Genomic DNA, 13,966 nt, shown 5'->3' with positions numbered 1-13,966 from the left:
ATTATCAATCTCGGACATTTTTACTGTAATCGCAACTTTGCAAGCTGCTCTGCGCAACGTTCGCCGTCCATTGCAGCTGACATTATCCCGCCAGCATAACCCGCGCCTTCACCGCACGGAAACAGCCCCTTTATTTCGGGGTGTTCGCAGCTTTCCCGCTCTCTCGGAATGCGGACCGGTGAGGAAGTCCGGCTTTCCACGCCGATCAGCTGGGCATCTGGTGACAAGTAACCCCGCATTTTCCTTCCAAAATCCTCTAACGCTTCTTTGAGCGGAAATGCGATGTTTTCAGGTAATATATCATATAAATCAACCGATTGCAAACCCGGCTGATAGGAAGTCTCACGCAGTTGAGACGAGATTCTTTGCCTTACAAAATCGGTTGCAAGCTGGGCCGGGGCAGTTTGCGTAGCACCTGCCAGCGCGCAGGCGCGCTGCTCCATTTCAATCTGGTACTGCAATCCCGCCAGCGGGCCGTACGATTTGAATGGGGCAAGATCGGCTTCTTCTACGGAGACAACCATGCCTGAATTGGCGAATGGAGAATCCCGCTTCGAAGGCGACATGCCATTTACAACCACTTCGCCTGTGGCAGTTGCGGCGGGTACGATAAAGCCTCCCGGACACATACAAAATGAGAACGCACCGCGCTGTACGCCCTTATAATGCGTTTGCGTAACCAGGCTGTACGAAGCCGCAGGCAGGTAAGGCCCGCGGTCGGTCGCGCAGTGGTACTGGATTTTGTCGATCGTATTCTGGGGATGCTCAATGCGCACGCCCATTGCGAAAGATTTACTTTCGATCAGGATGTTTTTGACGTGAAGCAGATTGTAAATATCACGCGCGGAGTGGCCGGTTGCCAGGATTACGCCGATTCCGGTATGTTCGGTATAGTCGTCGGTGATGACCCCCTTTAATTCCCCCTGCGACACAATGAAGTCCGTCACTTTGGTATTAAAGTGTATTTCTCCACCCGCTTTCAAAATGCTCTCGCGCATTTCCGAAACTACCACCGGCAATTTATTGGTGCCGATATGCGGATGTGTATCGACCAGTATCTGCTCGTTTGCTCCATGCTGAACGAATATCTCTAGAATGCGACGTATATCGCCCCGCTTGTTGGAGCGGGTGTACAGTTTTCCATCCGAGTAAGTCCCCGCGCCGCCTTCACCGAAACAATAATTGGATTCGGGATTAACAATATGTTCTTTATTGATCACTGCCAGATCGCGCCGGCGTGCCCGTACATCTTTACCCCGCTCAAAAATGACCGGCTTGATACCCAGCTCTATCAGGCGCAATGCAGCAAACATACCCGCCGGACCACAGCCCACGATAAGTGCCTGGGGGCGGGAGGATACGTTTTTATATTCAAAATGAGTCGTGATCAGTGATGTAGGCAGTTCATTTACATAAACCTCAACCTGTACATTTACCTTCACCTGCCTGCTGCGGGCATCGATTGACTGGCGTGTTTTGCGGATAACAGGCGCGTCGGTATCACGCAGCCTGAGTTTTCTTGAAATATGGAGACGAAGCTGTTCTTCGTCCAGCGCCACTTCCGGCGCAAGCGTTAATTGAAGAGTCTGGTGCATTGGAAAGGGATTTATCCTTTAATGGTACAAAGTTAAAAATTTCTTTAACTGAACCGTTCGAAAACGTAGATCTGAATGCCGGGTAGCTATGCAATGTCAGCTACTTTGATAGCTAAATCAGCTTCAACCAGATACCAAGATGGATACGAACCGGCGTCAGTTTATAGCATCGTTAACAGGCATTCCTGTCGCAATTGCCTCCATCCCTGCATTTGCCGGGAAGCAGGAAGCGGTGAAGTTCCCGTTATCGTGCAACCAGTATTCCTGGATTACATTTTACGCAAGAGAAGGAAAAGACTGGTCAGCTAATCTTGACGCTTCTCTCGCCGACTTCGCCTCCACCGGGTTAAAAGCTTACGAGCCTGCGCTCAACAATGCAGACGAGGTGGCCCGGCTGCTGCCGCTTTTACAAAAATACAAGTTGGAGATGCCGTCGGTCTATGTAAATACTTCGTTACACGAGGCCAAAGAAGCCGGAACCTCCATTGAATCGGTGCTGGCAATAGCGGGTGCATTGACGCCTGCCGGCACTAAAATCGTGGTTACCAACCCGAACCCGATCAAGTGGGGGAGTAGTGAGAATAAATCAGACGAGCAACTGGCAGAACAAGCGAGGAACCTGAATAAGCTCGGCGCCGAACTCAGGAAAAGGGGAATGAAACTCGCTTACCACACGCACGATGTAGAACTACGCGCAGCAGCACGCGAATTTCACCACATGTTGCTGGCAACCGATCCTGAAAACGTGTCGCTTTGTCTGGATGTTCATTGGGTATACAGGGGCTCGGGTAATTCGCAGGTTGCATTGTTCGATGTGGTCAAATTGTACGGAAAGCGTATTGTGGAGCTGCACATCAGGCAATCTAAGAATGGGATCTGGCAGGAGACTTTTGGGGAAGGTGATATTGATTATCCGCGCCTGGTTCGCGAGCTCGCCGCACAAGGTATCAAGCCGCATCTGGTGCTGGAACAATGCCTTGAAAAAACATCTCCCAAAATCATGAATGCAGCCGAAGCGCATAAAGTGGATATGGTTGAGGCAAAAAGAATCTTTGGAATTTAGCTTGTCAATTATGAATAACAAATATGAGCTGATCATTTATTGGAGTGAAGAGTAGTGCATCAGCTGTCGGTATTCGGCTGTCGGTTTTGGAAGTTATTCGACGGCTGATAGCCGACTGCCGAAGTCAAGCCTGCCAACTTCCTTTGCAATTCTTTACTCGTCTCCCGCGATCCATTGTGCGACCAGCCGGGGGATTTTAGCAGGTACTTCAATTTTACCGGCAGTCCGACGGGCAGCATTAAATCATTCCCTATTTCTTTCCATTCGTGAAAGAGGGTTTCAGTAATGTTCTCTTTTGCAGCAGGTTTGGTTAACCCGTACCTTGGCGGAACCTCGGGTATTTCCTCCTGAAATGTACCGAAAATGCGATCCCAGATGATCAGACACATGCCCATGTTCTTATCCAGATACTGAATGTTGCTCGCGTGGTGCACGCGGTGGTGAGAAGGCGTTACGAGGATATATTCCAGCCAGCCCAGCTTTTTTACGTACTCTGTATGAACAATGATCCCGTAAATCTGCGTCAGTGAATACATCACGATGATATCTGCCGGATCAAAGCCGAAAATGGCGAGCGGCACGAAATAGATAAAGCGATAAAGCGGCTGGAAAACCGAAGACCTGAAACCGGTAGTCAGGTTGAAATGCTCCGAAGAATGGTGGGTTACATGTACTGCCCAAAAAAGCCTGCAATGGTGATCTACGTAATGTAAGGTGTAAAAAGCGAGGTCTTCAAGAAGGAAAAGCGAAATCCAGTACAGGTAGGGATTTTCAATGCCCGGAAACAATGCGCGGTTGAAAAACCACATCAATACACCCACGTAAACCGCCCTGAAAAGAAGGTCAATGCCGCCGTTGAGGAGCATCAGGATTGCATTTGTGAGACTGTCTTTAAAAGTGTAAGCCGGCCGGGAAGGTTGGTCGTGCCGGGAATGCCGGTATGTGAGAAAAATCTCTAAGCCAATTAAAAGCAGATAGAACGGAGTGGAGACCTTTAACAGAAAATCCTCAAAGTCATAAGTGCCCGGCATAGCATTGTGTCCAAATGATTACAAATATAGTTTACCAGTGACTTGTAGATTTTGCCTTCCCGTTTTTTAAGAAATTTTTAATCTGATTACAAGTTTCCTCTTAATCAGACATTTCAAATGGTAAAATCCCCTATGTGAAGCTGCAAGTACAAGCTTTAAGGTATTATCTTTTTCAAAGCTTTCCGCAATGCTTCGTTTTTATGCTTTTTCTGCAGAATGATCGGGGCAGCGATACGCTCGCGGCAATCGAAGAGCGAGCATCTTTCGCACGTTTGGTTCACTTCCCGTGAGGGTAGGTTCGGGTCGTCGAGGAAGGCCAGCTTTTCGCGTGTTTGCGCGTCGAGGTAAATGCCCATTGAAACACTTACATTCAGGTTCGGCGTAGGCGACATGGGCTGCGCGAAGCTGATCACCAGGTACTCGTCCTGCGTATCGACATAGGTGGATTTCTGCGCCTTGCAGAGTACCCGGGGCGGTTCTTTACTCCTGATGTTATCAGCCAGATCATTCAGGATCGTCAATGCAACCCACCGCCGGCAGTAATGCTCGTCGCGAACTGTATGCGGATAGTGTTTCCTGGAAATGTGCATTTCCTTGGTCATATCGAATACATTCTGACCCACGAAGTTATTGAAACGCGAAAAGAAGATCTGGTTAATGCCAAAGTATCTCGGCAGCACATTGCTCAGCCGGTAGCAAAATGATTCGGGAGTGGTGTTGAAATCCTGTATCAGCTGGATCAACTGTTCTGGCTGCCAGGTTTTTTGCTCAAAAAAGCGGGTAATCGCTGGTACAAGCAAACTCCGCTTGATAATGATCGCGCTGGCAAAGTACGAGGCTTTAAAGTTGTTCAGCAGCTGTTCGAAAGATTCCGCTTCGACCAATGCAGTGGTGTGCAGCCTGTTTTTCAGTCCGAGTGTGAGATACCCGATTTCACGACCGTAAATAAACGCGCGCTGGACGGAAGACAAATGCACATTCATCAGCAAACGGTTACCCAGTGGGTTCGTGATTGTCAGCGAGCGAACAGTGGAAAATTCAGGGTTAACGCGCTCGTTGATCGTTTCAATGGTATAATTGAAGCGGGTGATCAGTATGTCGGCGAGGTCTTTTTCACTTAGTAGTTTCTCAGGCGCCACGTTGTAAGCTTCCAGGAAACGCTCGGCTTCCGTCTCGATATCTTCAAAATAATTGTCGTGCATTTCCTGATAGGTCCGCAATGCAGAGAAATAGAATTTCTCGATCGACATATTATAATTCCGCGCGATTTCGATCAGCGTACCTACGAAGGCACTGATCTTCATGGGCGCGTCGGAGAGGATTTCAAGCAGGTTGGCCGGGTCAATCCCGAAAAGTTCGAGCGGGAGCTCGGTCAGTATGTTGGAGCTGAGCAGGTCGGAGATCGGTTCCAGCCTTTTGCTCAGTTTGAGGGAGACCAGCGTATCGTAGTCTACATCAATAGCGCGTGCAAGTGCCAGGATCTTATCCGACTTCGGATATTTTTTTCCTTTCTCAATCTCATTGATGTAAGAAATGGAAAGCCCCGATTTTGATGATAGCTCACTGAGCGACATGCCTTTATCGAGCCGCAGCTGTTTCAGCTTCAATCCAAAAACCAACCTGACATTATCTGTGTTTATCGCCACTATTTTGGATAGAAAAGGCCCGAATCAAAAAGGGTTTCGCGTTCAGGCAATTTAATTAAAGAAATACAAAAGTAGAAATCCCGGACTTCGCATTGCATTCACATCGCATTTTGTATAAATAAAAACGGGATCCATCGTTGACAGATCCCGTTTTAAGTGACTTGGATTTTGCGTTTTTTACAAAATAGAGAAGCCCAGTGTTGCCTGGAACAAATTCCCTTTTTTGCCAAATTGTGACGCAGTAGTACTGTTGTTAAAATTGACGTTCACTACCTCGGTGAAGTTTCCTTCGTAACGAACATCAAGGCTCAGGCGACCGAAGTCAAAGCCTACACCAGCCTGGTAACCGTAAGCAAGGCGGTTTTTGAATTCCGCTTCTGAGTTGCTGCCGGTAACATCGTCAAAAGAATCACCCAGCTTTCCGTTGCTGTTCAATCTTAATGAAGCCATCGGACCCACATTGATCCTGAAAAAACGGGCAATACGCACACCGAAAAGAACAGGTACATCCAGGTTAGAAAAACGTACATCTACTTTTCCGTCAGAATTCTGAACACCGTCTTCGTATACATTAAATCTTCCACCTTTTTGAGACAAAAGGAATTCTGGCTGGATATATACATTTTTACCAAACCGGAAAAATACACCACCTACAAAGCCGAGAGAGCGGTTGTCGTTATCTTTAAAATTAAATGCGTTTCCACCTGAATTCAGTGACAAATCATTGCTTCCATTGATATTCGACAGATTAGCTCCTGCCTTAATCCCGAACCGGAAAGCCGGGTCGTATTGAGCCGATGCGGAATAGCTTATGCAGAGTGCACACAGCACAATAAACATGTTTTTCATTGTATTTGTAGTTTTTGGTTTTTAATGATGAACACTGTTTTTCTGTAAAAACCTGTGCCGGGTTTTCAAGCATGGATCTTCGCTTTTATTGGGCAGCAGATTCCCCAGACGCCAGCTGAGGCGGCTCTTTTTAGCAGGTTAATGCAGGATTTAGCAAAGTGAATACAAGCAAAAAGCCTATTTTTGCGGTTTGATCAGAAATCAGTTAACATAAGTCACCTTCCTTTAAGGAAAACATTCCCTGCGCTGAATGTATCGAAGCCCCGGAATGCATTTAAATCAATCATTATGAGTGAATATAGCCATAGGGAAATAGAACAGAAGTGGCAGCAATACTGGCAGGCCAATGAAACCTACAAGGTTTCAAATAACGCAGAGCAGCCCAAGTTTTATGTGCTGGATATGTTTCCGTATCCATCGGGAGCTGGTCTGCACGTGGGACACCCGCTGGGGTATATCGCTTCTGATATCTACTCGCGCTACAAGCGGCTGAAAGGCTTTAACGTGCTGCATCCGATGGGATTTGACAGCTTCGGCTTGCCCGCGGAACAATATGCGATCCAGACGGGCCAGCATCCTGCAATTACTACCGAACAAAACATTGCCCGGTACATTGAGCAGCTGAGAAACCTGGGACTAAGCTACGACTGGAGCCGCGAAGTGCGTACTTCTGATCCGTCCTATTATAAATGGACACAATGGATCTTCCGCGAACTTTTTAACAGCTGGTACAACAACGATACGGATCAAGCCGAATCGATCGATACCTTGACGGAGCAGTTTAGCCAGTCAGGTAACAGCAGCGTCAATGCGCCTTGCGACGAAGATACCCCTTCATTTACCGCAGCAGAATGGAATGCGTGGTCGGAAGAAGAGCAATATAAAATGACATTGAAATACAGACTGACCTACGTGGCCGACGCTACCGTTAACTGGTGTGCGGGATTAGGTTCTGTATTGTCGAATGATGAAGTAAAAGACGGGGTTTCCGAAAGAGGCGGATTCCCGGTAGTACAGAAATCAATGCGCCAATGGATGATGCGCATTACTGCATACTCGCAGCGCCTGCTGGACGGTCTGGATACCGTAGAATGGACAGATTCACTGAAAGAGCAGCAACGCAACTGGATCGGAAGGTCGGTAGGTGCGTTGGTCAGGTTTGAACTGTTTGATAAAGGGAATAAAGGGAGGATGGAGGAAAGGGAAGATAGGGAGGATAAAGGAGGCATTAACCCTTCCTCCTTCATAGAAGTCTTCACCACAAGAGTCGACACCATTTACGGGGTTACTTTTATGGTGATTGCGCCGGAGCATGAGCTGGTGGACCAGATTACGACTCCGGAGCAGCGGGCTGATATCGATGCTTACATTGCAATGACGCAGAAGAAGTCGGAGCGGGACAGAATGTCGGATGTGAAAACGGTCTCTGGTGCATTTACCGGTGCTTACGTGATCAATCCGTTCAGCGGCGAAAAGGTGCCTGTTTACATTGCTGATTATGTTTTGGCAGGTTACGGAACCGGCGCAGTAATGGCGGTACCTTCCGGCGACCAGCGTGACTGGAACTTTGCAAAGCATTTTGATCTGCCCATTGTGCCAATCCTGGACGCTCAAAAAGACATTGAAACGCAGGCGGACAATACCAAAGAAGGTAAATACATTAATTCCGGGATCATCAACGGGCTTACATTCCATGAAGCAAATAAAGTGTTGATCCAGTGGCTGGAAGAGAAAGGCTTGGGTAAAGGAAAGATCAATTACAGATTGCGCGATGCGGTTTTCAGCCGCCAGCGTTACTGGGGGGAACCGGTGCCCGTTTTTTACAAAAACAGCAGCGACGGAACGCCATTACCTTACCTGATGGACGAGAGTGAGCTTCCATTGAATTTGCCGGATGTAGATAAATACCTGCCTACCGAGTCGGGCGAGCCGCCGCTGGGTCGCGCGCAGGGCTGGATGCACGGATCGGGTAATGCGTATGAGCTGAGCACAATGCCGGGCTGGGCGGGTAGCAGCTGGTATTGGTACCGGTATATGGACCCTAAGAACGAGTCTGCATTTGCTTCCAGAGAAGCGATTGATTACTGGCAGAATGTGGATTTGTACATGGGCGGAACCGAGCACGCGACCGGCCACTTACTGTACAGCCGCTTTTGGAATAAATTCCTGAAAGACAAAGGTTATGTGCCCCAGGAAGAGCCATTTAAGAAGCTGATCAACCAGGGAATGATCCAGGGACGCAGCAATTTTGTGTACCGGGTAAAAAGTGATGACTATAAGAACCCGACTTTTGTCAGCGCGGGCTTGAAGGACCAATATGAAGTATCTGCTTTGCATGTAGATGTAAATATCGTGCAGAGTGACGTGCTGGATATTGAAAGGTTCAAAGCGACGCGGGCAGATATCGGCGCTGAAAATGCTGTTTTCATCCTGGAAGACGGCAAATATGTGTGCGGCGTGGAAGTGGAGAAAATGTCCAAATCCAAATTCAATGTCGTTAATCCTGATGATATTGTAGATAAATACGGAGCGGATACTTTGCGGCTTTACGAAATGTTCCTCGGGCCGCTTGATCAGGCCAAACCTTGGAATACAAACGGGATTGACGGTACTTACCGATTTATCAGGAAGTTGTGGAGGTTGTTTTACAATGAAAATGGACAGTTCCTTGTGAAAGATATTCCGGCGAAACCGGAAGAGTTGAAGATCCTTCACAAAACGATCAAGAAGATTGAAGAGGATATTGAAAACTTCTCATTCAACACCGGCGTAAGTGCATTTATGGTTTGCGTAAATGAACTAAGCAGTCTGAAATGTCAGAGTAAAGCCGTTTTGCAGGAGCTGGTTGTGCTGATTTCCCCTTATGCCCCGCACATTGCCGAGGAGCTTTGGGCTGCATTGGGTAACGAAGCCGGTGGTGTTTCAAAGGCAGCTTTCCCGAAATGGGAGCAGCAGCACGTGACAGACGCCGTATTTGAATACCCGGTACAAATCAATGGGAAAGTGAGGATATCACTCCCATTCCCGCTCGACACGCCAAGCGCGGAGGTGGAGCAGGAAGTATTGGCGAATGAAACGGTGCAGAAATGGATGGAAGGAAAACCAGCCAAGAAAGTGATCGTGGTGCCGAAGCGTATCGTGAACGTGGTAACCTAGGTTTCGGTAATTGATAAAAGCAGAAGCCCGGTACAACCTAGATTGTACCGGGCTTCTGCTTTTTGCTACCCACCTTATTTAATGGCAAGTGCACGTTCGGCTGGTTGTTCCGACAATTGGAAGTGGCGGGTCACTTTTCCATCTTTTCCGCACACATCAATGGTATATTCTCCATTTGGCAAATCTTCAACATTCAGGGCTTTTCTGAATTTCGAAACGTTTTTGCCGACTACCTCTCTGTAAATCACAGTACCTTTTTGATCGGTCACAAGAATCACCGCATTATGATCTGTGTATTTATCCAGGTTGATATGGATCTTTCCGGATTTTGAAGCAAAAATGCCGGTACCAAAAGTTGCTTTCTTGGTTTCTTTGTCATCGGCAAAAGTATTTGAAACGAATACTACAGTGAAAGCTACTGCGAAGGCGATTGTTTTAAGTAAGTTTTTCATGGCTAACAGATGTTTAAAGGTTCTTCTCTTGTTGTCCCTGATGGACATAACAAAGATAGGTGACAACAGGTACTATGTATTGCAAAGTACATGAATGGTTACTGGCGAAAATGAATGGTTGGAAGCTGGTAATACTGAACTTTCGTATTTTTACACGGTATGGCAAAAAGGAAAGTTAAGACTGCGGTCAGTAAAACAAATTACCTCAAACCACTTCCGCCGAAAGGTTGGGCGATCATTGCCGGAGTGGCTTTACTGATCATCGGGATCATTTGGTGGCGCGATAGCAAGGATGAAAACCAATGGGAGTTTGTCAGCAAGTTTGGTATACGCTTACCAATGCGCTACGCAATTCATGGCATCGACGTATCGCATCATAATGCCAGGATCAACTGGGATAAGCTCAAAGCTACCCGATCGGGCGAAGTGGGGATTGATTTTGTGTATATCAAAGCCACAGAAGGCGCGACGCATCTTGACAGACAATTTAAACGCAACTGGACAGAAGCAAGGCGCGTGGGAATGAAGCGCGGGGCTTACCATTTTTACAATCCCCGTGTTATGTCCGACCGGCAGGTACAAAACTTTATCGGGCAGGTGCGGATGGAACCCGGCGACTTACCTCCTGTGCTCGACCTGGAAACGCATGCAGGCCGCCCGGACGATATCATCATAAAAGGCGTACAAAACTGGTTGACACAAATCGAAGCGCATTATGGCGTGCGTCCGATCATTTACGTCAACGAGCATTTTTACAAGAAATACATTGCAGGCAACTTTGACGATTATCCGCTGTGGCTGGCAGGCTATTCACGCACCGACATCGGCGACCTCTCCCGCGACGCTCAGGTGCTCTTCTGGCAACACAGCGAAAAAGGTTGGGCTGACGGGATCAGGGGTTTTGTAGATTATAATGTATTCCTGCACGAGGGCGAGGATTGGGAAGCGCTGGGGGAGTGATTACCCCTAAATCCCCTGACAGGGGACTTTTTTTTCTGTCATGCAGCAAAGTAAGCCCCTTTAAGGGGTTTGGGGTAAAAGGAGATAAATGCCGCCACAAGGCAAAGTAGAACCTGCAACCCCAACAACTTCAAACCATCGGCTCCTGCTGGCTCAGGCAATGGAAGCTTCCTTGTCCCCAGATGATCTCTGTCGCGGGCAGGGGAATAATTTTCCAGCCGGCGAATGCTTTTTCCAATATATCAATTGCGACCTCGTCATTTGGATTATTGAAAACAGGAACGATCACACCTGCATTGCAGATCAGGAAATTGGCATAAGAACCTGGCGTGCGGAACCCGTCTATTACTACGGCTTTCGGCATGGGGAGCTCGATGATATTCAGCTGTTTTCCATTTACAAGGCGCATGTTTTTGAGCATACCCAGGTTCGTTTGCAGGATTTCAAAATTCTCGTCGCTGCGATTAGGCTCTACGCATGCCACCACGGTATCTTCATTGATAAAGCGTGTGGTATCGTCAATGTGGCCGTCGGTATCGTCACCTACAATGCCGCCTTCTACCCAAAGAACCTGTTCCACACCGTAGTAATCGCAAAGCTTCTGTTCGATCTGTGCCTGGCTTAAATGCGGGTTCCGGTTGGTATTTAAAAGGCACGAGCGGCTTGTCAACACACTGCCTGCGCCATTAAACTCCACTGCGCCCCCTTCCATGATAATGCCGGGATTTACAAGCGGTAAGTTCAGGTACTGTGCAACTGCGGCCGGGGTTCTGTTATCGTCGTCGTAAGGCGGATACTTGCCTCCCCACGCATTGTGGCCCCAGTCTACGATCATTTTCTGCTTCGTTTCCGGGTTGATGACGAAAGAAGGACCGTGATCGCGGCACCAGGCATCATTGGTAGGTTTAACAATAAATTCAATTTTGTTCAAATCAACACCGGTACGTTCGAGCTCGGCAGTGATGAATGCTTTCAGATTTTCATCATTTGCAATAATCCCAACATTTTCACCTGCACTGATCGCCTTTATAAAAGCAAGATACTGAGGACGCATTTGCGCCAACTTGTCGCCTTGCCACGAAGCTTCATTATGCGGGAATGTGAGCCAGGTAGCGCGGTGCGGGTGCCACTCGGCAGGGAAAATGAAACCTGATTCTTTCGGGGTTGACGAAGTTTGAAACGCTGACACGGTAATGCGATTGAATTTGATTGAACCGCAAATGTCGGAAAGGTTTGGGGTTATGACAAGAAGTGAGGGAGGCTAACAGCTCCTAATTATTCGCTACCATCACATTCTCTACCAGGTAAGTCCCGTCGACAGTTTCCAGGTGATAGGCCTTGTTTACTTTACGCGCATTCTCTTTTACGGCGCCCACTTTCCAGGATGAAACAAGGTCGGTAGCAGGTTCATAATGGTAAAGAATGTCGTTTTTCGACAGTTTGCGCATTCTTTTCTTACCATTTTTGGTCTGCACGCGGTGATCTGGCGTGGCTTCAAGCAGGAGGGCAGGTACGATCTTCTGATCAATGTAACCAGGTTCTTCGGCGGGGCGAAGATAAATGGCGGTAAGTGCCGAGTAAGGTTCTGTAAATACGTTAATCTGCTTCACCTGGGTGGTTGTGCTTTTGCCGTCTTTGCAGGTTTTAACGTGTTCGCCGATTTTTACATCAGCGATCGGCTTTACACTTCCATCGGCCATGGTGACCGGCGCGCTGCCTGAAAAGTACTGGTACCGTTTCTTTTTCTTGGCAACTTTGATAGTTGCTTCCGATTGAATGCGCTCGTTGGTTGTTTGGGCAAAAAGATGGGCCGAGGCAAACAGCAGGAATGAAATGCTAAGTATCCGTTTCATGCTTTTGACACTTTAACAAAAACCTTACTCACTGCGTTGGGAATTGCACCCAGTCCGATCAGGATCAATCCGGCAGAAATAAGCGTGGTGTTATGGGTAAAGAATGTGCCCGAGGAAAGGATCGCGAGGATCAGGATTGTGGAAAAAGGCAGTGAGAATGCGAGCAGCAGTACTGCGAGTTCAAGATCAAATGTGCGTTTTTCTTTGGGTAAACCCTTGGCATCTTCTTTCAGGTTGAATGCAGAAATATGCGCCAGCGGCCAAAAGCTTGCCGCGCTCAATGGGATCACAATAGCGAGCAGTATCATCGCATAATCATTGATATTGAGCACATAAATCATCCCTGCGCTGATCAGCATGGTAATGCCCGCGCGAAAGAACAAAATGCTTGCTACGATCCGCTTTTTGCCTTCTTTTAACTGAACCGCCAATCCGATAAACAGCAGCACCAGCGGTGTCATCATCGCACTGGTTTTGTCAAAAAGATCGGTAACCAGGGAAGGAAGGGTATTGTAGTTGATGCCCAGACTAAGCAGAATGATTGCCAAAAAAATAAGCAGATTGATCGGTTCCTGGAACATACTCGCAAACAGGCTTTTGAGCTTTCCGCCCACTTTCGTTTCCTTGTCGTCGCTGTTTTTCAGAAACATATTCATCGCAAGAATATAGAGTGATATCAGTACGAAAAATTTGTTTCCCACATCTGCCAGTGCGGCGATTGCCAAACTTTTTTCACCTAAAAACTCCGCAATAAACGGAAAGCAGGAGAGGCCCGGCGCAAGCGATGGGATCAGCATCATTAATGTCCGCCCGGTCGGACTATTTTTCTCCACACCAAAAAGCGCAAAAGCCAGCGGCGCGGAGAAGAACATCAGGAAATTGAAAACCAATGTCACCAGCGGAATGATGATCATGGAGGAGTCTATGTCGATCTTCATCAGCGAGATGAAGATGGTGGATGGCAATGCAACCGAAAGGATAATTTCTTTGATCCCATTGGTCTGGTCCTTGTTTTTGAACTTACTTTTCAGGAGCAGGCCAAGTGCAATCAGCAATAAGAGTGTTATGGTTTTTTGCAATGCATCACTCATAATCAAGAAGAATTTGAATGGTAAAGTCGGTGATAACGAGATTAAAGAGGGTAGTTACTTCCGGGTACGTGATAATGGGAGTGTGCTTTGACCGCCCGGTCCGCTCAGTGTGACGCTTCGACTGCGCTCAGCGTGACAAAATTGTCGACTGTTGATTGTCAGCCTGAGCGCAGTCGAAGGTGCTACGAAGAATGCACTTCGCAAAAGCACTTCGACTGCGCTCAGTGTGACAAGGGCGGGTTGTATGCACTTCGACCGCCGGGCAGTCGA

At 47.7% G+C, this 13,966-nt stretch carries 11 protein-coding genes; 3 read left to right on the top strand and 8 right to left on the bottom strand.

Annotated elements, in window-relative coordinates; translation table 11 throughout:
• Positions 1–20: 20 nt before the first annotated feature.
• A complete protein-coding gene (locus tag AC1XTG_RS19365; protein ID WP_484843079.1) occupies positions 21–1,595 on the bottom strand; it encodes an NAD(P)/FAD-dependent oxidoreductase in 1,575 nt (524 codons plus the stop codon).
• A 139-nt stretch (positions 1,596–1,734) separates the two neighbouring features.
• On the opposite strand from AC1XTG_RS19365, the gene AC1XTG_RS19360 reads away from it, so the two are divergent.
• Entirely contained in the window at positions 1,735–2,658 is a 924-nt protein-coding gene (locus tag AC1XTG_RS19360; protein WP_484843078.1) for a sugar phosphate isomerase/epimerase family protein, read from the top strand.
• A gap of 59 nt (positions 2,659–2,717) precedes the next feature.
• Here AC1XTG_RS19360 and AC1XTG_RS19355 read toward each other — a convergent pair whose 3' ends face one another.
• The 3 genes from AC1XTG_RS19355 to AC1XTG_RS19345 form a co-directional block, all read right to left on the bottom strand.
• Positions 2,718–3,689, bottom strand: a complete 972-nt coding sequence (locus AC1XTG_RS19355; RefSeq protein ID WP_484843077.1) for a sterol desaturase family protein — start codon at positions 3,687–3,689, stop codon at positions 2,718–2,720.
• A gap of 155 nt (positions 3,690–3,844) precedes the next feature.
• Positions 3,845–5,335: a helix-turn-helix domain-containing protein gene (locus AC1XTG_RS19350; RefSeq protein ID WP_056285364.1), complete on the bottom strand. Its 1,491-nt coding sequence runs from the start codon at positions 5,333–5,335 to the stop codon at positions 3,845–3,847.
• 177 nt (positions 5,336–5,512) lie between these two features.
• Complete coding sequence (locus AC1XTG_RS19345) at positions 5,513–6,184, bottom strand: porin family protein (protein WP_056285361.1); 672 nt, start codon at positions 6,182–6,184, stop codon at positions 5,513–5,515.
• Positions 6,185–6,472: 288 nt separating this feature from the next.
• Between AC1XTG_RS19345 and leuS the strand changes: the two genes are divergently transcribed.
• Complete coding sequence (gene leuS, locus AC1XTG_RS19340; protein WP_484843076.1) at positions 6,473–9,340, top strand: leucine--tRNA ligase; 2,868 nt, start codon at positions 6,473–6,475, stop codon at positions 9,338–9,340.
• Between the two features lie 74 nt (positions 9,341–9,414).
• On the opposite strand, the gene AC1XTG_RS19335 is transcribed toward leuS, so the two are convergent.
• A complete protein-coding gene (locus tag AC1XTG_RS19335) occupies positions 9,415–9,792 on the bottom strand; it encodes a DUF3244 domain-containing protein (RefSeq protein ID WP_056286498.1) in 378 nt (125 codons plus the stop codon).
• Between the two features lie 159 nt (positions 9,793–9,951).
• Here AC1XTG_RS19335 and AC1XTG_RS19330 point away from each other — a divergent pair, with 159 nt between their 5' ends.
• On the top strand, positions 9,952–10,752 hold the full coding sequence (locus tag AC1XTG_RS19330; RefSeq protein WP_484843075.1) for a glycoside hydrolase family 25 protein: 801 nt from the start codon (positions 9,952–9,954) through the stop codon (positions 10,750–10,752).
• 130 nt (positions 10,753–10,882) lie between these two features.
• Here AC1XTG_RS19330 and AC1XTG_RS19325 read toward each other — a convergent pair whose 3' ends face one another.
• The 3 genes from AC1XTG_RS19325 to AC1XTG_RS19315 form a co-directional block, all read right to left on the bottom strand.
• A complete protein-coding gene (locus AC1XTG_RS19325; protein WP_484843074.1) occupies positions 10,883–11,941 on the bottom strand; it encodes an agmatine deiminase family protein in 1,059 nt (352 codons plus the stop codon).
• 82 nt (positions 11,942–12,023) lie between these two features.
• Positions 12,024–12,605 carry a Hint domain-containing protein gene (locus AC1XTG_RS19320; RefSeq protein ID WP_484843073.1) on the bottom strand — a complete coding sequence of 194 codons (582 nt, stop codon included), beginning with the start codon at positions 12,603–12,605 and terminating at the stop codon, positions 12,024–12,026.
• Positions 12,602–13,696, bottom strand: coding sequence for an AEC family transporter (locus AC1XTG_RS19315; RefSeq protein ID WP_056285352.1), 1,095 nt, complete (start codon positions 13,694–13,696; stop codon positions 12,602–12,604). Before AC1XTG_RS19315 ends, AC1XTG_RS19320 begins: the two co-directional genes overlap by 4 nt.
• Positions 13,697–13,966: the final 270 nt, after the last annotated feature.

This window comes from Dyadobacter sp. HNCC25DJ183 (assembly GCF_056895175.1).
This window is presented reverse-complemented; position numbering and strand designations above follow the sequence as displayed.

Bases quoted from the DNA above. Each gene is read 5' to 3' on its own strand.
- AC1XTG_RS19345 (WP_056285361.1), bottom strand. From the start codon at position 6,184: ATGAAAAACATGTTTATTGTGCTGTGTGCACTCTGCATAAGCTATTCC.
- AC1XTG_RS19365 (WP_484843079.1), bottom strand. From the start codon at position 1,595: ATGCACCAGACTCTTCAATTAACGCTTGCGCCGGAAGTGGCGCTGGAC.
- AC1XTG_RS19355 (WP_484843077.1), bottom strand. From the start codon at position 3,689: ATGCCGGGCACTTATGACTTTGAGGATTTTCTGTTAAAGGTCTCCACT.
- AC1XTG_RS19315 (WP_056285352.1), bottom strand. From the start codon at position 13,696: ATGAGTGATGCATTGCAAAAAACCATAACACTCTTATTGCTGATTGCA.
- AC1XTG_RS19335 (WP_056286498.1), bottom strand. From the start codon at position 9,792: ATGAAAAACTTACTTAAAACAATCGCCTTCGCAGTAGCTTTCACTGTA.
- AC1XTG_RS19320 (WP_484843073.1), bottom strand. From the start codon at position 12,605: ATGAAACGGATACTTAGCATTTCATTCCTGCTGTTTGCCTCGGCCCAT.
- AC1XTG_RS19330 (WP_484843075.1), top strand. From the start codon at position 9,952: ATGGCAAAAAGGAAAGTTAAGACTGCGGTCAGTAAAACAAATTACCTC.
- AC1XTG_RS19360 (WP_484843078.1), top strand. From the start codon at position 1,735: ATGGATACGAACCGGCGTCAGTTTATAGCATCGTTAACAGGCATTCCT.
- leuS (WP_484843076.1), top strand. From the start codon at position 6,473: ATGAGTGAATATAGCCATAGGGAAATAGAACAGAAGTGGCAGCAATAC.